The organism is Pseudobacillus sp. 179-B 2D1 NHS, assembly GCF_045370945.1.
GTDB lineage: Bacteria > Bacillota > Bacilli > Bacillales > Domibacillaceae > Pseudobacillus.
In genome coordinates, this window is the sequence record NZ_JBIQDP010000003.1 from 101491 (window position 1) to 120587 (window position 19097).

18 protein-coding genes and 1 pseudogene are annotated in these 19097 nt (G+C 43.6%); 2 read left to right on the plus strand and 17 right to left on the minus strand.

What is annotated here, in order from left to right:
• Nucleotides 1-207: 207 nt before the first annotated feature.
• The 12 genes and pseudogenes from pduL to ACH0BF_RS04365 all read right to left on the minus strand — a co-directional run.
• Nucleotides 208-837: pseudogene (pduL, locus tag ACH0BF_RS04310) on the minus strand (phosphate propanoyltransferase); the annotation flags it as partial.
• Between the two features lie 32 nt (nucleotides 838-869).
• Nucleotides 870-1166, minus strand: a complete 297-nt coding sequence (gene eutM, locus ACH0BF_RS04315) for an ethanolamine utilization microcompartment protein EutM (RefSeq protein WP_041095247.1) — start codon at nucleotides 1164-1166, stop codon at nucleotides 870-872.
• A 19-nt stretch (nucleotides 1167-1185) separates the two neighbouring features.
• Nucleotides 1186-2712 (minus strand): aldehyde dehydrogenase family protein, encoded by a 1527-nt coding sequence (locus ACH0BF_RS04320; protein WP_340852096.1) that lies wholly within the window; start codon nucleotides 2710-2712, stop codon nucleotides 1186-1188.
• A 38-nt stretch (nucleotides 2713-2750) separates the two neighbouring features.
• Nucleotides 2751-3404 (minus strand): ethanolamine utilization microcompartment protein EutL, encoded by a 654-nt coding sequence (gene eutL / locus ACH0BF_RS04325; protein ID WP_120035114.1) that lies wholly within the window; start codon nucleotides 3402-3404, stop codon nucleotides 2751-2753.
• A 15-nt stretch (nucleotides 3405-3419) separates the two neighbouring features.
• Nucleotides 3420-4367, minus strand: a complete 948-nt coding sequence (eutC, locus tag ACH0BF_RS04330; RefSeq protein WP_120035117.1) for an ethanolamine ammonia-lyase subunit EutC — start codon at nucleotides 4365-4367, stop codon at nucleotides 3420-3422.
• Nucleotides 4368-4379: 12 nt separating this feature from the next.
• A complete protein-coding gene (locus ACH0BF_RS04335) occupies nucleotides 4380-5744 on the minus strand; it encodes an ethanolamine ammonia-lyase subunit EutB (protein WP_120035119.1) in 1365 nt (454 codons plus the stop codon).
• A gap of 18 nt (nucleotides 5745-5762) precedes the next feature.
• Nucleotides 5763-7208: an ethanolamine ammonia-lyase reactivating factor EutA gene (locus tag ACH0BF_RS04340; RefSeq protein ID WP_406908931.1), complete on the minus strand. Its 1446-nt coding sequence runs from the start codon at nucleotides 7206-7208 to the stop codon at nucleotides 5763-5765.
• A gap of 144 nt (nucleotides 7209-7352) precedes the next feature.
• Entirely contained in the window at nucleotides 7353-7847 is a 495-nt protein-coding gene (locus ACH0BF_RS04345) for a EutP/PduV family microcompartment system protein (RefSeq protein ID WP_340852094.1), read from the minus strand.
• 13 nt (nucleotides 7848-7860) lie between these two features.
• The gene (gene eutS, locus ACH0BF_RS04350) at nucleotides 7861-8202 is read right to left on the minus strand and encodes an ethanolamine utilization microcompartment protein EutS (RefSeq protein ID WP_120035123.1); all 342 of its coding nucleotides are present in this window, start codon (nucleotides 8200-8202) and stop codon (nucleotides 7861-7863) included.
• 11 nt (nucleotides 8203-8213) lie between these two features.
• Nucleotides 8214-9497 (minus strand): ethanolamine utilization protein EutH, encoded by a 1284-nt coding sequence (gene eutH, locus ACH0BF_RS04355; protein ID WP_120035125.1) that lies wholly within the window; start codon nucleotides 9495-9497, stop codon nucleotides 8214-8216.
• A gap of 113 nt (nucleotides 9498-9610) precedes the next feature.
• Complete coding sequence (locus ACH0BF_RS04360; RefSeq protein ID WP_120035127.1) at nucleotides 9611-10186, minus strand: ANTAR domain-containing response regulator; 576 nt, start codon at nucleotides 10184-10186, stop codon at nucleotides 9611-9613.
• The gene (locus tag ACH0BF_RS04365) at nucleotides 10179-11615 is read right to left on the minus strand and encodes a sensor histidine kinase (RefSeq protein ID WP_120035129.1); all 1437 of its coding nucleotides are present in this window, start codon (nucleotides 11613-11615) and stop codon (nucleotides 10179-10181) included. The genes ACH0BF_RS04360 and ACH0BF_RS04365 overlap by 8 nt, the downstream gene beginning before the upstream one ends.
• 731 nt (nucleotides 11616-12346) lie before the next feature.
• Here ACH0BF_RS04365 and ACH0BF_RS04370 point away from each other — a divergent pair.
• Nucleotides 12347-12841: a sigma-70 family RNA polymerase sigma factor gene (locus tag ACH0BF_RS04370; protein WP_120035131.1), complete on the plus strand. Its 495-nt coding sequence runs from the start codon at nucleotides 12347-12349 to the stop codon at nucleotides 12839-12841.
• A 57-nt stretch (nucleotides 12842-12898) separates the two neighbouring features.
• Entirely contained in the window at nucleotides 12899-13444 is a 546-nt protein-coding gene (locus tag ACH0BF_RS04375; protein ID WP_182917031.1) for a methyl-accepting chemotaxis protein, read from the plus strand.
• Nucleotides 13445-13487: 43 nt separating this feature from the next.
• Here the strand turns inward: ACH0BF_RS04375 and ACH0BF_RS04380 are convergent, their stop codons facing one another.
• From ACH0BF_RS04380 to ACH0BF_RS04400, 5 genes are all read right to left on the minus strand, one after another.
• Nucleotides 13488-14357 carry a LysR family transcriptional regulator gene (locus ACH0BF_RS04380; RefSeq protein WP_120035135.1) on the minus strand — a complete coding sequence of 290 codons (870 nt, stop codon included), beginning with the start codon at nucleotides 14355-14357 and terminating at the stop codon, nucleotides 13488-13490.
• Between the two features lie 169 nt (nucleotides 14358-14526).
• Nucleotides 14527-15717, minus strand: a complete 1191-nt coding sequence (locus ACH0BF_RS04385; RefSeq protein ID WP_340852089.1) for a M20 metallopeptidase family protein — start codon at nucleotides 15715-15717, stop codon at nucleotides 14527-14529.
• Nucleotides 15714-17195 carry a sodium:solute symporter family protein gene (locus ACH0BF_RS04390; protein WP_340852087.1) on the minus strand — a complete coding sequence of 494 codons (1482 nt, stop codon included), beginning with the start codon at nucleotides 17193-17195 and terminating at the stop codon, nucleotides 15714-15716. The genes ACH0BF_RS04385 and ACH0BF_RS04390 overlap by 4 nt, the downstream gene beginning before the upstream one ends.
• Nucleotides 17192-17392 carry a DUF3311 domain-containing protein gene (locus ACH0BF_RS04395; RefSeq protein ID WP_120035139.1) on the minus strand — a complete coding sequence of 67 codons (201 nt, stop codon included), beginning with the start codon at nucleotides 17390-17392 and terminating at the stop codon, nucleotides 17192-17194. The genes ACH0BF_RS04390 and ACH0BF_RS04395 overlap by 4 nt, the downstream gene beginning before the upstream one ends.
• A gap of 493 nt (nucleotides 17393-17885) precedes the next feature.
• Nucleotides 17886-19094, minus strand: coding sequence for an MFS transporter (locus ACH0BF_RS04400; RefSeq protein WP_340852085.1), 1209 nt, complete (start codon nucleotides 19092-19094; stop codon nucleotides 17886-17888).
• Nucleotides 19095-19097: the final 3 nt, after the last annotated feature.

Here is a 19097-nt window from a genome sequence, read left to right on the forward strand (position 1 = left end):
GATTTTTTTTCCTAACTCACGTGCTGTGTCTTTGGCTAAAGGGGTAACGATTGTTCCTTTTCCAACACGAATCACTTCTTCATTCATTTGTTTGACTTCATGCTGAGATAAGAGCTTGCCTTCAAAAACAGTGCTTAGCACTGGCTTTTCCTGCAGCACTACAGGAGCAGCTTGGACAGGCTGCCTTTGGCCTTCAACAATTATTTCGCCTACTTGTCCAGAGCGGATAAAGCCTGCATTGGCTTCATCAGTATCGATATGCATTTCTAAGCGGTAAGAAGGCGATACACGAATAAGTACCTTTTCAAAAGTGACCGGCCGTTCTGTTTCCGCCCTGACTTGAACGTACTGGCCATCCTGCACTTGAAAGCGCTCCGCATCCTCTGGCGCCATATGAATATGTGCCTGTGCAATAATCAATCCCTCTGGCAGATAGACACTGCCTTTCGGACCGATAACGGTAATTGGAGAAGATCCTTTAATATCACCAGATTGCCGGATCGGCGGCTTAAGTCCAAGTTTGAACGCATCTGTTTGACTTATTTCCACTTGGGTAAGATGGCGCGAAGGCCCGAGTACGCGAACCCGTTCGATCGCGCCTTTCGGACCTGATAAAATAACTGTTTCTTCTGCAGCAAACTGATTCGGCTGTGACAAATCACTTTTTTTCTTCAGTGCATAAGACGGGCCGAATAAAGCAGCCAAGTGCTGTTCAGACAGATGAACATGACGGGCCGATACAGCGATTGGAATGTGATTTGGCCTTTGTGCCAGCTCTTTTCTGCCCAACTGTTGGATTACCTCTTCCACAATGGATTGAATCCATTCTGAATCCATGAGCGTTCACCTCTCCTCTTACACTTCTTTGCTTACTCTACGATTTCTGGGGCTTTTGGCAAAATAGACTCCAATTCATTATGCGGGCGTGGGATAACGTGGACAGAATTCAACTCTCCAACACGCTGAGCAGCAGCTGCTCCTGCATCTGTTGCCGCTTTTACTGCGCCTACATCGCCGCGTACTAATACGGTAACGATACCGCCACCAACATGAACTTTTCCAACTAAGTGAACACTTGCTGCTTTCACCATTGCGTCTGCTGCTTCAATTGAAGCAACTAATCCTTTTGTTTCGATCATTCCTAATGCTGTCATTTCTCTTGCCATTTTACATTCCTCCTAATTTTTATTTGCTGTATTGTTCAATGACTTTATTGACTAGTTCCGCGACTTCTTCTACATTTACTTTTGCACTTTTTCCCATTGAAGCGATCACACTTTTTACAATCTGCTCGGTATCTGCGTTTCCTGTTGGCAAGCTGGATGATAATCCTCTTCCTTTTTTCGGAAGGTTCACCTCTTTAATTCCATAGGCCATCCGCTTAATATTGAGCAAATGACGGGCTGTGATATTGTCAGAGGTAATATTGCCACCAAATGACCCGCAGCCAAGTGTCATGGACGGGGCAAGCCCGGTCGTGCCGCCGACGGCTCCAACAGAAGATAATGTATTGACTAAAATTCTGGAGACTGGCATGTCAAGGGCAAATTCTCGTGCCAATGCGTCATCTTCTGTATGAATCGATAAGCTGTGGCCACGGCCACCTAAATCCAGAAGACGGCTGCATAATTGCTTTGCCTCGGCTTTGTTTTTTGCTGTATATAGCGCAAAAATAGGGGAGAGTTTCTCTAAAGAAAAAGGCACTTCCTTGCCAATTTCGGTTTCTTCTGCGACGAATAACCGAATGGAATCGTCAATATGAATACCGGCCAGTTCAGCAATGTATTGCGGGCTTCTGCCAACAATTTTCGGGTTGACCTTGCCAGGCACCGGAGAAATTACCTTTTCCATACGGGCCTTTTCTTCTTTATTCAATAAGTAAGCCCCATTGTTTTTTAACTCGCGCAGTGTGACAGCTAAGATGCTCTCGTCCACAATGATTGCCTGCTCTGTTGCACAAATCGTTCCGTAATCAAATGATTTGCTGTCTACAATCATAGCCACTGACTTTTCAATATTGGCTGTCTTTTCCAGATAGACCGGCACGTTTCCAGGCCCCACTCCGTAAGCTGGCTTTCCTGAGCTGTAAGCGGCTTTTACAAGCCCTCCGCCGCCTGTCGCCAAAATTAAGTGAACATCCGGATGCTTCATCAGTGACTGAGTTGCCTCCATCGATGCGTAGGATAGCCAGCCGATCAATCCCTCTGGTGCACCTGCTCCCACTGCTGCCTGCTCGCAAACCTTCAGCGCTTCAATCGTGCATTTCACCGCATAAGGATGAGGGCTAACAACGATGGCGTTGCGTGTTTTTAGCGCAATTAATGTTTTAAAGAAAGCGGTCGATGTCGGATTCGTTGTCGGAATAATAGCAGCCACTACGCCAAACGGTGCAGCAATTTCCACTACTTTCTTTTCCTTGTCTTCTCTGATGATGCCGACAGTCTTTTCATCCTTAATTGATTCATATACCGCTTTGGACCCTACTTCATTTTTTATCTTTTTATGTTCAGCTACCCCCATGCCCGTTTCCTCTACAGCCATCACAGCCAGCTCCTGAGACATGGCGAAAGCCGCATCGGCTACTGCTTTAACAATCTGGTCCACCTGTTCCTGTGAGTAAGACATATAACGTAACTGAGCTTCTTTTGCTTTCCTAACCGCTTCCCGCATTTCCTGAATGGCAAGCAAGTCGCGATCGATTGCTACAGACATACTTTCACACTCCTTCAAGGCTTTCCCTACTTAATCTGTCAGTAGCGAAGCGGATTTTTTGCCAGTTCGATAATCGTTTCCCGAAACGCATCGGCAGCTGCTCGGCAAGCTGATTGGCTTCCTGTTAACAAGCCGCCGCCATAATTCGTTTCCGAGGGAGGTTCGAACAGTTCGCAAATATCCACATCCGCTGCCTTCAATGCTGCATCCAGCCCGTAAATTGCTTCAAGAGGCGGAGCGATTAAATAGGCTAGCGCATCTCCTTCGTTAATTCCAGCTAAAGACGATAAATAGCTTCCGGTCCTTGAGACGACATGAGCGTATAATAGATGGCTTTCTTCCTCATTTAACGCTTCAAAGAAAGCGCCGGATTCAATTGTCGTCTCCACTGCTTCCAGTCCGCTTCTTACTTGCTCCGGCGTCGGTCCAGCCAGAATGCCGATCATTTCTCCAGATAATGGGCCAGACGAATAATTGGCTCCTGCATAAAAAGATTTGGCGTACACGACATCGACATCTGCGTACTTTGTCGCCTCGTCCAGTGCCGTGTAGCCAATGTCATCGCTCGTAACCGTAAACATTCCGAGGCTGCGGTGATGGCTTTTCAGCTTAAACTTTTCCGCCAAGCCTTGATCCACATTCGGAATAACCCGCACAGCGAGAATTTCAGCTTTTACACGAGGTAAGTGCATAGCTTGTTCCACCTCCTAGCCTTCTTTTTTGACGAGTGATACACCACTAGCTTGGTGTTTTAGGATTTTTTGAACGACGGTTCCGAGATAGGCACCTGCTTCAACCGGCGGAATGCCGCCTTTGTGAATATTGGAAACGACCATCCGGTCAGCTTCAATGACACCTTTTCTCGGCTTATAACACATGTAAGCACTCAGTGACTCTGCACTCACAAGACCTGGTCGTTCACCAATCAGCATAACGACCACATCAGGTGTTAGAATTTCACCGATTTCATCCATTAAAGCAACCCGGCCTTTGTCAACATAGAACGTCGTTCCTATATCGATCTTCAAGTTACTGAGCGACTGCTGTAAAGACAGGTAGACATCTTCTATATTTGCTTCCACCGCTTTAGCGCTCAATCCGTTAGAAATAACAATTTGTACCGTAGGCGAAGCTTGACAGCGTTCTTTAATTATCTCCCTCGCTTCGTCTGACAGCTGGCGGCCATAATCTGGACGACGAATATATTCTTCCTTATCCTTCACTCTCGTCTGAACAGAAAAAACGCCCAGGTTCTCTAATACATCGGGAGAGACTTCCCCGTATACCGCGTCTACTGCTGCTGCATGATCGAAACGAAACTGAAGCCATGTGCTCGTTCTTGGACGGCTGCCAGCCCGGCCAACAGCAATCCGCGATGGTGTTTTCTTGCGGAGCTCTTCAAGTTGCTGTTCCTTTTTTTCTAATTTTGCAGAATCAGAGAGCAGCTGCCTGGATACCGGATTGTCCCGCTTTGCCCGTTCCGCCTGAAGAGGTTTAAACTGAACCTTCTCCGGCCCTGATTGAACTGCTTCAGCTGGTGCAGGAGCTTTTGGCTTCTTGCTCCATAAAGAGATTTCGGGTTCTTCAGGCGGCTGTTCCTGGCTAAGCTTCTCTACAACGAGCTTCGTAATCGAAGCAATTAATTCTTCCTTCATTCCCCTCGCCCCCTATTTGAAAAATATTGTCGGATCACCTGCATATTTGCTCAGTCTGCCGTTCTCAAAAATCCCCATTTTCTCAAGCCATTCAGCAAATTCAGGAGAAGGCGATTTGCCGAGCGTCTGTCGCAATGTAGCGATGTCATGATAGCTCATTGACTGATAGTTCAGCATACAATCATCACCCATTGGAGTAGCAATAATGAAATTTACCCCCGCTGCTGTTAAGAGCACTCCGAGGTCTTCAATGTCGTTTTGATCGGCACGTATATGATTCGTATAACAAATGTCCACTCCCATTGGCAGGCCGTGCATTTTCCCCATAAAGTGGTCTTCAAGACCCGCGCGGATGACCTGCTTGTTGTTGTACAAATATTCTGGGCCAATAAAGCCGACAACCGTGTTTACAATATAAGGATTATAGTGTCTTGCAAATCCATAGTTTCTTGATTCAAGCGTCATTTGATCAATGCCGTAATGAGCTTCTGCTGATAACTCCGAGCCTTGTCCGGTTTCGAAGTAAAGACGCTCAGGACCCGAACTTGTTCCAAGTTTTTTGGCCATGTCTGCTGCTTCATGAAGGAGCGGAGCCGAGATGCCGAAGGAGCGGTTTGCCTTTTCCGTCCCAGCGATGCTTTGGAAAATCATATCAGCCGGGGCTCCTCTTTCGATGGCTTTCATTTGAGTAGTAACATGTGCAAGCACACAATTTTGTGTTGGAATCTTCCATTCCTCAATGAACTCGTGGCTCGCTTGCAACAGCCTTTTGACGCTTTCAACAGAATCGTCTACCGGGTTAATGCCGATTACCGCATCGCCAACTCCATAAGACAGACCATCCTTCAGCGAAGCAACCATTCCCTCGATGTTATCTGTTGGATGATTTGGCTGCAGTCTTGAAGCAAGTGTGCCTCGCTGTCCAATAGTAATATTACATGTAGATAAAATCTCCAATTTGCTTGCCGCATGAACAAGATCCAAATTGGACATTAACTTTGCGACGGCTGCGATCATTTCACTCGTTAGCCCCTGGCTGATACGCTTTAACTCCCTATCTCCGGTTTCGTCATCTAAAATATATTCACGTAGTTCAGCAACCGACCAGTTCTGCATGTGCTTATAAATGGGTTCATTTATATCTTTTTCAATAATGAAAGACACTTCATCTTTTTCTGCTTCAATAAGCGGATTGTTGCGAATATCAGCTAAAGTGATGTCACTTAAAACAGACTTAGCTGCTATCCGCTCTTGTACCGTTTCTGCTGCAATGCCTGCCAGCCGATCCCCGGATTTTTCCTCATTTGCTTTTGCGAAAAGATCTTTCAAATCGTTAAATTGAAAGGTCTTCCCGCCAATCGTTGTTTTAAGCTTCAATTTGCCTGCCTCCTTACTTTATGAATGGAAAGTGAGTGTTTTAATGACTACAGGCACTACTCCTGATTCAAGAACCTGGCCGATGTCCATGTAATCGCCTTGTTCCACCTCAATTTGATCGATGCACAGCACACTTTCATCCGGCTTTAACGCCTGCAATGTCTGTCCAAGAACTTTTGCATGATCACTCTGCAACGCAATAATGAACGGCTGCAGTGGGTTTGGCTTTAGCCACCGGCACCTGACAAGCTCCTGGGCAATAGACTGAACATCTCTAAATTTAAGATGCGGTAAATTAGTTAAGTAGAGGACAAAATTCTGCCCCTCGTTTCTAGGGTCATATATAGAAATGGCTTCTTCCATGCCGCTGCGCAACTTGGTTACCCCCGTTGAAGCTTCCCCTTCAAATGAAACTTCAAAGACCGGAAGATTTTTTTGAGGAAGCTGACTGCGCTCTACTTGAATGGTAGCTCCGCTAATATCAGTCGTTTGCGTCCCTGCTCCAAGAACAGTCGCCCGCACTGTTTCATCTGGCCTTCTCCACTCATAAAGCTTCAGGCTCTCTTCCTTCATCATCGCTTGGGCAATCTCTATGCCGATATCATCATAAACAGCAGGAGAAGCAGTTGGATCTTCTATTTGATACATGCACTCTGATACGCCGCCAGAAAAAATAATCGCGTCAATCTCGCCGGCCCATTGCGGAGGATGGCCTAACAAGAGAACTTCATCCCCGCTTATCATCGACTTGTTCAACACCCTTCCGATGACCGCTGCCATGTATTCTGTCACCTTATGAATATCAGGATGGTCTTTATTGTCACCCTCTTGCAGCGACCAGCCTTCCTGTCGGATCAGCCTTTCAACAGGTGGGGAAATGCTATGAACCTTTTTATCTTTGAACTCAATAAGTCGACCACCGATGTGAAGTGTGCACGTACCTGCCAGCTTGCCATCTTCATAGACAGCAAGATTGGCCGTTCCACCTCCAATGTCAATGTTAGCCACTGACTTCCCTGTTCGCTTCGAGTAGTTATAGGCTCCCGAGCCTTTAGCCGCAATGATGCCTTCTAAATCTGGACCAGCAGTTGCCACTAAAAACTCCCCAGCTACAGCAGACAAGTGATGAACCGTTTCCTCTGCGTTTTGCTTTGTAGCCGTTTCTCCGGTAATAATAACAGCGCCTGTTTGAATGTCATCTGGTTTTACACCCGCTTTCTCGTACTCGCTTTTCACGATGCTCTCAACTGCGTCCATATCGATGACTGTGGAGGACACTAACGGGGTCCGGAAAATCGGACTGTGGTATAGAACTTCTTTATCGATGATTTCAATTCTTGGCACGTGTGCTCCGCCGGCCATATTCATGAGCGAAAAACGGCTGATTACTAGTTTCGTTGTGCTTGTTCCCATATCAATGCCGGCACTTAGCAACGTTTCTACATGGGATGCTTGGCTTTTCACACTTTTGCACCACCTTAAAAAAACAAAAAACGCCCCTGAGAATCCGTTTGCAACGAATTCAACAGAGGCGCCTTTGCCTGTTTCTATACTTTTGTGAATGTAATATGTTAAATATAACTAAAAAGTCATCTGTTGTAAAGGTTTTCACCTGAAAATGAAATCAAGCTGCTGGTGTGCAGCGGCATACTCCTTCATTTCCTCCAGGGAGCAGCAGGCAGCAAGATCTCGTAATACATCGATGTTTTTTCCGGAAAGGGCGGATGTCACAATAATCGGCCCTTCCGCTATCGCTTGCTTTAGTTTCTGAATCGTGCTTTCTATATTAGCAGCAGGATGATCTGCTTTCGTAATCACCCCTACCGGCAACTTGGGAATTCCAGAGCTAAATCCTGGAGGGAACACCATTTTATCTCCTGTAGCATCCTGAATATAAAAGACGTGTGTCACTTCTAAAGCTGTCGCCATGATATTTTTATAGAATAAAGGATTCTCAGTATATTCACCAGGTGTATCTACTACCCAGTCATGGTAAACAAGAGCCTGCGTCTTCACCGCTTTCACTGGTTTATTTAACAAAGCATTGGTTAACGTAGATTTGCCTGCTCCGATGGAACCGATTAACATGACTCTATTTTTCATTCCACACCTCTCCTCACGATTTGGTTATTGGTGAAGAAGTGTAACCGAGCTGTTCGGAAAGAAAGCGATTAATTTCAATCATAGCCATTTCCACTTCCGACACACTGCCAACGATGACTAAACTGCCTGTAAAACGATCGAGAAAGCCAATCGACACACTGGCGGCCTTCGTAGCAAGGTCACCGGCGATGATGACTGTCTCGCTTGGCGTCAACGTCAGTATCCCTAAGGCGCCCGCTTCCTGGATCCCGAGCTTTGTATACATATCGGGGTCCGGATTGGCAATTAAGTGGCTGAGTGTTATTTGCTTGCCAGGAACGAATTCCTGGATAAATCGTTGTTTCTCTTCACCCATTTGTCTTCCTCCTATTGTGCTGTTTCTTGCGTTTGTGTATTCCCATCTACCACTACTTCTCCCTCTTCTAAATATTCACCCGGGCGGATCGTTCCGTTTGCACGGTCCTCTTCTTCCAGACGAAGGGCAGTCGGTACCGATAACCAGTAAGCCAGACCAATAGCAACGACCCCTGCAGAAATCTTCCCGATAAGAACAGGTAAAATTAAATTAGGCTGAAAGTTAGCTGTGAAAGATAAGTGATCACCTAAAAGAAAGGCTGCACAAACGGCAAAGGAAATGTTGATCACCTTGTCTTTTGGTCTCATGTAACGAACGAGCTGGAACATGGCCAATATATTGGCAATCGTCGCAAGCAGACCCGCGCTTCCGGTTGAACTAAGCCCAATTTTTCTGCCACCTGCTTCTAACGGCTTAGCTGCATATTTACGAAGCAAATATACCATTGGGAACGCTCCAGCCAGCATGATGCCAATGTACCCTGCTGTTTCTAAAGCACGGAATTGGTCTTTCTTATCAGCCATGATTGGATCAAAGCCCCATACGCCGAATAAAGTAGAGAAAAGACCAGTAAAGATTTCGACGATAGAGAAGACTAAGACAAGTTTAATTGCTGCATCCATCACTTTCCCAAAAATCATAAAGCCGCGAATCATTGCTTTTGGGAAGAATTTCAGCCCCGCTGCAATGGCCACTACAAAAATGAGCAACGGCAATAAATTCACTAATATTTTACCGTAAGATAAAGCAAACTCGTAAGTCGAATTACTAGTTGTATCAATGACATCACGAACTTTCGTATTAAATAAAAGCGTTAAGGCACTGGCGATAAATGCTCCAATCGGGATCGTTAATACTCCTGACATCACTCCGAGTGCCATGTATTTATGGTCTCGTTTATCCAGCATGGCAAGCCCCATTGGAATTGAAAACACAATGGTCGCGCCTGCCATGTAGCCGACGATCATAGCCATGATCCATCCTTCATATGTTTCCTTTAGCACGCTTGCTAATTGGTAGCCTCCCATGTCCGTTGCCAATATGGCAGTAGCTGCGAGAGCTGGATCCGCTCCGACAGAATTAAAAAGTGGCCCAATCACTGAATCAATAAATCGGGACAAAAATGGAATAGAGGCCATAATACCTGCAGCCGGGACAAAAATATGGCCGACAGTATGAAGGCCGTTCATAAATTCTTTTCCAAGCCCTTCCTCTGGATTGCGAATAGCTGCAAAAGCTCCCAGCACGGCACAGGTCATGATAATATACACGACAATATTTCCAATCATGCTCATATAACTCGCTCCTTTTTTAATAATTTAAATAAAATGCAATAAAAAAACAGACCCCTCCCGGTGGTTTCATACCATCGTTAAGCGTCTGTGCTTAATTATTTATTCACTTGTCATTAGACCTCTTTATATTTAGCAATAATTTTATCAGCTGTCTGGTTCATCGACAACCGGTGTTTCATGCTGAATTTCCTCATTTTCTGGTAGGCCTCTTCTTCGGAAATCACCAAGTTTTTCATGAGCAGCCCTTTCGCTCTCTCGACAAGCTTGCGTTTTTCCACCTGCTCATTCGCTGCTAAAATTGCTTCCTGCATCGATTTCATCTTAGCAGCCTGGTTCAGTGCCACTTCAACAGCTGGCAGCAAGTTCATCTCGGATACCGGCTTGACAAGATAGCCAACTACATTTGCCTGCTTGGACTTTTCCACAAACTCTCTTTGACTATAGGCGGTCACTAAAATAATAGGAACATCCAGCTTGCTGGAAATGATCTTCCCTGCTTTTAATCCATTTAATTTAGGCATTTTAATATCCATAATAATCAAATCCGGCTTGAGTGAAAAAGCTAGCTCCACCGCCTTCTCTCCGTCACCTGCTTCTCCGACTACTTCATACCCGTTATCTTGCAAAATAGAGGAAATATCTAAACGGATAAGCGACTCGTCTTCCACTAGTAAAATCCGTTTACTCATACTCTTTTACTCCCTCCTGCTCCAGTGTAAATGACACGATGACAGTGGTTCCTTGTGAGGAGGACCCGATATAATATTCTCCGGATAAATCATGCTCAATTAAGTTCTTTACAATATCTAATCCCAGTGACCGCTTTACTTCTTTCTTCATCCCCACTCCATTATCGGCTACCGTTAACGTGATCTTGCCATTCTGTTCAGTAAAGTTCACATCAATTGTTCCGGAAGTACGGTTTTTAAATGCATGTTTAATAGAATTTTGTACTAGCTCATTCACAACAAGTGCAATCGAGACAGCTTTTTTAGAATCAGCTAAGATCGGCTCTCCGCGACAATTCAACTGAAAATCCGCTTGGTCACAGCCGCCGTTTTGAATGATCATTTGGGCAATTTTGTTTGACAAGCCGACAATGTCTACTTCATCATCGTCCACGTTATCATTTGCCAAAATAATTTCATAAACAGAAGCAATGCTTAGCACGCGATTCAAGCTATCCGTTAAATAGCCTCGACTTTCTTCGGATACGCCTTTCCTGATTTGCAGTCGCAGCAAGCTCGCTACTGCCTGCAAGTTGTTTTTGACCCGATGGTGAATTTCTCTAATGACGACGGATTTAACAACGAGCTCTCTTTCTTTCATGCGCAAGTCTGTTACATCACGAATAAGGATCAACATGCCCGTCACGTTGTCATCCTTATAGATGTCTACTTTTTTTACCTCTAAAAAGAATTTAGATACTTGAATTTCCTTAATTACAAGGTCCTTATTAGAATGAATGACGGGTTGAATAAAAGGCAGGACCTGCTCTGCCGGTTCTCCTTCACACTTATCTAAGTTATAGACCTCAGTAATGAAACTTTTGGCCGATGGATTTGCATAGACTATTTTCATAGAAGAATCCACAAGGATAAAGTGCTCCTTCATAATATCTGACAAGGCAGGACGCTCATGATCCGTGCCGAAGAACAGCTCCCATAACATCTCGGTTGCATGAGAAAGCGATTTCATCTCCTGCACTTCCTTAGGATCATGCTCCTCTTTAATAAGCATGCCAATCACTTGGTTATCGTCATTTTTAATAGGGGCCACACTTTGTTTTACAAAAATCCCCCTTTGTGTCACGGCTTTATTAAAGAGAATGCTTTTTCCTGCTCTCATAGCCAAAAATACACTAGGCTCAAATTGCTCATAGACCACTGTACCAACATACGGCTCATGATAGAGCGTTTCACCAGTAGAAGGAGAAGCTTCCGCTACAACAATCGCATTAGTGGGTTCTTTCATCTGACAATCTATGAAGACATTCGTTCCTGTTAAATCGGCAATCAATTGAAGCTGCCGTGAAACTTCCTCAATCTTTTCGATATCCCTCTTGCCTAACAAAGTATGCTCGCGGCACAGCCTGCCAACTTGAGAACAATTTAACAATAGGACACAACCCTCTATTCCACCAATATTTATAAAATTCCAAATAATTATCCACAGTATAATTTAAAAATTAAGCAAGTGTCAATCATCCATTTTTAAAAAACTGACAAAATATGATGGGATGTTTTTTTGAATTTCTTCCTTATAAAAAGAAGATCCCCCTTCTCTCTTCTTTGCTGATAGTCATTCAAGCCTATAGAAACCTCTCCATCTGCGCCATAAATTCGCAAATACTCCAAAAAACAACAAAATATTATAAAACTATTTTATTATAAAAAATCATATATTTCCAGTTTTTTCGTACAGAAGACACCAAATGGCCATTCCTGTCGATTATGTAATTATTAGCATCTGCTATAAAAATATACCTTTATAAAAATACTTATGGAAAAGGAGAGAGCAATGAGATTTGAAAAAAATCGCCGTTATTTAAAATAGTTTTTCATTGTCGGATACTCTCTTAAAAACCGGCGCCAATATCTTCCGTGTATGTAATCTTTCTTAAACGGCCAGCACAATATTTGTGAGGAACTATGTTATTAGAGGACTTTTCTCCACTTCACATCACTTCGTTAACTTGCCATCATTAAAATCCCCATATCTCCCCACCGAATCTTACTATTGCTGATTGGAAACAACAGGTTAGCCGGGTCGATCTTAAAATATGATCCCGGCTATGCTTGTCTTGACCCGGGAATACGAGGATGCGCGCTTCCTAAAAGGAAGATTCAATGCCAAATTTTAATGAAACAGTGGCTCAGTTTACTCCCATGATTCATCATGTTATGAACACTCTGCACATCTATAAGGATAGAGATGAATTTATCCAAATCGGAAAAATTGCTCTTTGGCAAGCACAACAAAAATTCGATGAAAGCAAAGGCTTGTTTTCTAATTATGCTTATGCCTATATGAAAGGCGAGATGAAGAAGGCGATGACAAAAACCAACCAAATAGAAGAACGGCATGTGTATCCCGATGATCTTTTTTGGGAAGCAAGAGTAGATGAACAAGAGGAGAAATCACTTGAATTAGAATTATTGCTTTCTTATACAGAAGGCTTGAGCACAAAAGAAAAAAACTGGATTATCTATACTTTTTATTACCATTTGACTGCAAAAGAAATAGCTGCCCAAGAGAACGTATCTCTGTCCGCCGTCAAAAAGTGGCGCAAGCAAGCCATCGCAAAACTAAAAAGCAAAGGCTCCAGCCTGCTCACTGATTAAATAGCAAAAAGCTGGAGAGCAAGCTCTCCAGCTTTCTTCATGCGCCTGGTCTTTATTTTGCAACCGAATCCTTTATTTCTTGAATTGCAGTTTATTGCTGACAGCACCGAACAGCTTGGAAAAATCATCGGCGAGCTCAAATTTTCTTCTGACAAGATTACAAATATTATTGCCATAGTCAAACAAATGGCCGAGCAAACCAACTTGCTTGCTCTCAATGCTTCCATCGAGGCAGCACACGCTGGCATACATGGCAATGGCTTTGCCGTAGCGGCTCAAGAAGTCCGCAAGCTAGCTCAGCAATCCAAACAATCTGTCGAACAGATCACTACACTCGTTTATAATTCGGCTTCATTCACAAATCAGGCCGTTAGTACGACGGCCGACGTTAAACAAAAAGTTTCTCTCGGTTTAGAGAACTCGGCCCAAACCCAAAAGAAGTTTCGGCAGATTCTTTCGGCAATCGATCAAAATGACAAACACATTAATCGAGTGGAAGCAGATGTAACAGAGCTTATCCAAATTATTCATGCAATCAGCGGCGATACCCGCAAAGTAGCCGTAACTGCTGAAAGCCTATACCAAACGGCCAGTACCCTGTAAAATCAAAATCCTTCAAATGTTAGACACTTGAAGGATTTTCGTATTACCTGCTTATCGAATTCCACGTTTCCTTCACTAAACTGGAGAAGGTTTGAATGGGCCATTCCTTTTCCCGGCTTTTACGGTAAACGATAGACGTGTTGAGCTCTCTTGAAAAACGATGAAGAACCGTTAATGTTCCATCTTTTATTTCTTTTTCAACAGTGGCTGAGCCTAAAAGGCACACACCTATTTGATTGAGGACAGATCGTTTGATCGTCTCTTCACTGCTGCATTCAATAAGGGAAGGGGGAGAATAATTCATCTCCTCAAATAGTTTTTCTGATATGGCTTCCAGATTTTTATCGATTAAGATGGGGGAATGCTCAAGCACATGAGACACTCCCAACTTTTTCAATAATTCTGTTGAGGCAACAAATAAGAGAGCCTCTTTATCAATAATGACTGATTCAATGCCAGGAAGCTGATACTCAACCCCGACAATACCAATGTCCGCCTTCTTGTCATGAACCATCTTGATGGCTTCAACACTATTACAGGAAACCAGCTTAATATTGACCTGAGGATACCGGCTGACATAGTCTCTCATAATCAAATATAAATAGTGAGCACAATAAAATTCCGGGCTGGCGATAACAAGATTTCCCTGGAACTTATCTAGTTTGTTTAAATCCTCTTTCATCTCTTGCAGTTGAGTAAAAATCCTTTCTCCATGTTTCTTGAGCAGCTTTCCCGCTGGAGTTAGAAATGTTTTATTCCCTGAACGAGAGATTAAGGAGTGGCCAAGCTCTTCTTCTAATGCCTTGATTTGAATAGTAACAGTGGGCTGTGTATAGCCCAACTGTTCAGCTGCCTTCGAAAGATTCAATTGTTCAGAAACCACCATGAATGTTCTTAAATTTCTTAATTCCATCCTTCAGCACTCACTTTTCCTATCATAATGATTCATTTTACATGAGAAAAGGGAATAGCCAAACTTTTATTAACCGGCGCCCATACTGTAGGAAATTCGCTCACAAAGCTAAAAGGCCACACAGCTGGCTTTTTCCTTCTGTATGGCCTTTCTTTATTATTTATATTTTTTACGGACGGATACGGCCATCAGATAAATAATTCAGCGCAGCCGCGATAAATACTTTCCCAATCATTAGCATCGCTCTTTCATCTACATCAAACTTCGGATGATGGTGCGGAAATGTGGCGTTAATTTCCGGATTTTCTCCACCTGTAAAAAAGTAAGTGCCCGGGACTTCTTTTTGATAGTAGGCAAAATCTTCACTCCCCATCATTGGCGAAATCTTCTCTACTTTCTCTTCACCAAATAGCAGTGCAGCCATTTCTTCTACTCGGCTCGTTTCAGCAGGATCATTCCACATAGACGGCGCATCCCTATAATAAGTATACTCACAATCAGCCCCCGTTCCGTCACAAGTTGACCGAGCCACTTGACCGATTGTTTCTTCAATTAATGTGCGCGTCTCTTCGTCAAATGTGCGCACAGTTCCTTTGATAGTTGCCGCATCAGGGATTATATTGGGCGCACTTCCACAATTAATCGCGCCAACTGTTAGGACAGCCGACTTCAGCGGATCGACACGCCGGCTGATGATTTGCTGCAAATTCAGCACAAGCTGGCAGGCGGTAACGAGAGGGTCAACGGTTAAATGCGGCTGTGAGCCATGACCGCCTTTTCCTTGCACGATGATCTCAAACTCGTCTGCGGCAGTCGATGCATATCCTTCACACACCCCTACCTGTCCTACTGGAACGTCAGACATGACATGGGCTCCGTAAATCACATCCACTCCATCTAAACAACCGTCTTCAATCATTGGCTTTGCTCCACCCGGTGTAAGTTCCTCGGCAAATTGATGAATGAAAACAATGGTCCCGCTAATTTCTTCTTTTACTTCACTTAATACTTTTGCGACTCCAAGAAGGGCTGCCGTATGGAGGTCATGTCCGCAAGCATGCATCGCTCCCGGGATACGTGACTTGTATTCAACTTCCTTTTCGTCCTGAATGGGCAGCGCATCAAAATCTGCCCGCAAAGCGACCGTTTTCCCCGGCTTTCCGCCTCGCAACAAACCGACGACTCCTCTGCCGCCTACCTCCGTGCGAACTTCCAACCCTAACCCCTTTAAATAATCGCTAATTTTTTTAGGGGTCATTTCCTCTTGAAAAGAAATTTCAGGATACATATGGAGATCCCTTCGAAAAGTGACCATCTCAGGGTATATTTCATCTAATTTGGCTGATAATTGACCGATCATGACAAAGACTCCTTTCTGTCTGTTGCTTCTTTAGCGACAAAACCTTGCACTATAACACTAACAATAATCGTCACTAACGTATTTAATGCCAAGGCAACAATTCCGATATCCAAATCCTTAATAACTTGTGGCAGGGATGGGAAGAGTGTACCGAAAGACGAGTTGTTAAATGTTGTATACATAACAGCTGCTACACCGACGACCATTCCGGCAAATGCTCCGTATTTGTTCACAAAATTATGTTTCAAAAAGCTGAAAAGCAGAGCTGGAAGCAGCTGGGCAATAAATCCATAACCGAGCAAAAGCAGTGTAACGATTGTGTTGCCGCCATTCACAGTAAAATATGTGGCAGCTAGCGCAACGACCGGCACTAAATATTTCGCCACTTTTGTTACTTGCTTGCCTGTTGCAGATGGCACCATTGCCTTATATACGTTCAATGAAAGAGATGTACTCGTTGCCATGAGCAGCATCGACCCTGGAACAAGTGCTGTTAATAATCCGGCTGCGCCAATTAAGCCGATAAACCATGGATCAAATGTTTGAATCGATAACTTCAATAGGGCAAAATCGGTATCAGCTCCTGTTAATCCTGGTACTTGTCCGATAGCAGTAAATCCTACAAAAAAGACAAACAGCAGCATTAAAGAATAAATCGGTTGCATAATCGTATTTTTTCGTATCGCTCTGGAACTTTCAGAAGAATAGATGGCATTAAACAAATGCGGCCATACCATCCCCCCAATTGCACTCAATAACGTAGCAGAAATGAACCAGGAAATGCTCAGTCCCTCATCAGGCAAGTGAAAAAAGCCCGGCTTTATTTTTTCTACCGCCTCAAACATCGGCTGAACCCCGCCGTAATAATGAAGAGGTAAATAAATACCTAGAAAAAGAACAATAAAGAAAATCATAAAGTCCTTCAAAACAGCGGTCCAGGCAGAACCGTGGATCCCTGATACCATTACATAAACGGTAAGGGCTGCTGCTCCAATCACAACGGCAACGGAGGGTGAAATCGCTCCATAAGAAGCAGCCGAAACGATAATCCCGAGGCCCTTCAGCTGTAAAATGAGGTAGGGTACCATAGCAATGACACCGATTATAGCGACTAACACCCCTAAAAATGGACTATTATATTTGCTCGCAAAGAAATCTGGCTGAGATACTAATTTTTGAGACTTTGCATATTTCCAAATCGCTGGAGCAATCCAATACATCATAATAATGGAAAGCGGTAAATAAACGATCATATAAGCAGCAGGTGCCCCTTTGTCATATGCCCAGCCGCTTCCGCCGAGAAAAGTAAACGTCGTATTCATCTCACCAGCGAGCAAAATGAAAATAAGAAAAGCTCCAAAGCCCCGACCTCCAACCGCCCACTGGTCAAGATCCATCTGCTTGCCCTTTTTCGCTTTAATTCCTAAAAAGATGGACAGCACTAAAAATAATAAAATAACAATTAATGCACTATTCATTCGTCCACATCCTCCAGATTCCTAGGATCGAAGTGATAAATCAACCATAGAAACCCACTAATTAATACCGTCCATAGCACAACCCAAAAGAAAATAAACGGCATGCCAAGAATATACAAATCAACTTTGTTTACAAATGGCAATCCCCCTAATGATCCGATGAAAGGAATAATTGATAACAGGATAATTCGCTTCATACATGCGCTCCTCACGAAGTAATAAATTGATTGTTCCCTCACTCACATTATGCATAGAAATTGTATAAACCAAACTTCAGATAAATACCACTAACAGTTGTGAAGATTCAGTAAAGTCTGCTTATAGCCTACCGATGTAGCCGCTTACAACTATTGCGCAATAGCTTTCTGCTGTACAAGCTTTTACTCTGTAATCCTATCACAGTTTCTCAGGCTCCATCATTGAAGGTTTATATACTTGCTATAAAAAAAATTAATACTTACATAAACTTATTTTGAATCTATGAGAAAAATAGAGAGTTTTATCTGAATTTTAAATAAACAAACGAAAACCTGACTCCCCTGAACGAATAATCATTCTATAAAAATGTATATTTTTTCATTCAATCCTCCAAAGAAATGACACTCATCATTAACAAAAGAATGCTTAGAAGCTCAACAAGTCTTTTAAAATAAAAAAGAGTTCCAAACAAACGTTTGGAACTCTCCTTTATTACATTGCGGTCGATGCGCTCATTTCCTCTCTTAACTCCTTTTCCTTTCTGCCATATAGGAAGTAATAAAGAACAGAAAATGCAAGAACAGCAATGCCTAGAATCGTATAAAGTGCACTATAACCAGTATGCGGGATAACCAGCCCGAGCACATAAGGACCAAACCCAAGGCCGGCATCAAGAAAGATAAAGAAAGTCGATGTTGCCAGCCCCATCCGGTGAGGAGGTGTCAATTTTACGGCGATTGCCTGCGTGCTGGACTGCATGTTTCCAAAACCAAGCCCGATTAAGAAGCCTGCTGCCAGCAGAGCGAAGCCGTGTGCTGCGGTACTGAGCAGAAGCATTCCTGCTCCAAATAGCAAAAATGCAGGATACATGACAAAGTTAGCCCCTCTCACATCCATTAACCGGCCGGTAAATGGACGGGAGACTAAAACGGCTGCCGCATACACGATAAAGAAAAAGCTGGCCGCGTCCACCAGGTTGATCTCAATCGCATAAAAGTTAATAAACGAAAGAACGCTTGAGTAACAGAAAGCTACAGCCAGCGTGACGAAGGCAATGGGCAAAGCTCTTGGTTCAACAAAGCTCGAAAGCTTCAGACCTTTGGTTTCCGCTGCTTTTACAGCTGATTCTAACGGTGGAACCTTCACTAAAAAAGCAACGGCCAGGCTAATTAATCCGAGGACGAGACAAAAAGAGAAAATGATCGGAAAGCTTGTATGCTGGCTCATGAACAATCCGATAAAAGGACCGATCGCTGTGGCGAGCGTCGCACTCATCGTATAGTACCCGATCCCTTCTCCTTTTCGCGTTGCCGGTATAATTTGAGCTACAATTGTACCGGTAGCTGTACTTGCTATACCGAGTGTCAGACCGTGGACAAAGCGGTTAAACAACAGAAAAGTAATGCCTAAATCTACAAAATATAGAGCTGTTGCTAAAATGAAGAAAATTAGGCCAATAAATAATGTTCTCTTGCGGCCGATAGAATCAATCATCCGGCCGATAAATAAACGCCCGATCAACGTCCCGATAATGAAAATCCCTGTTACAAGCCCCGCCTGGCTGGTTGATGCCTCGAATTCATTGACGGCATAAACTGCGATAGTCACCATTAATAAATAAAAAATCAGCGTTAGGACAAAGTTAATAGAAGAAACAACAATAAAATCCTTGGTCCATAATTTTGGTTTTGATTGACTCACACT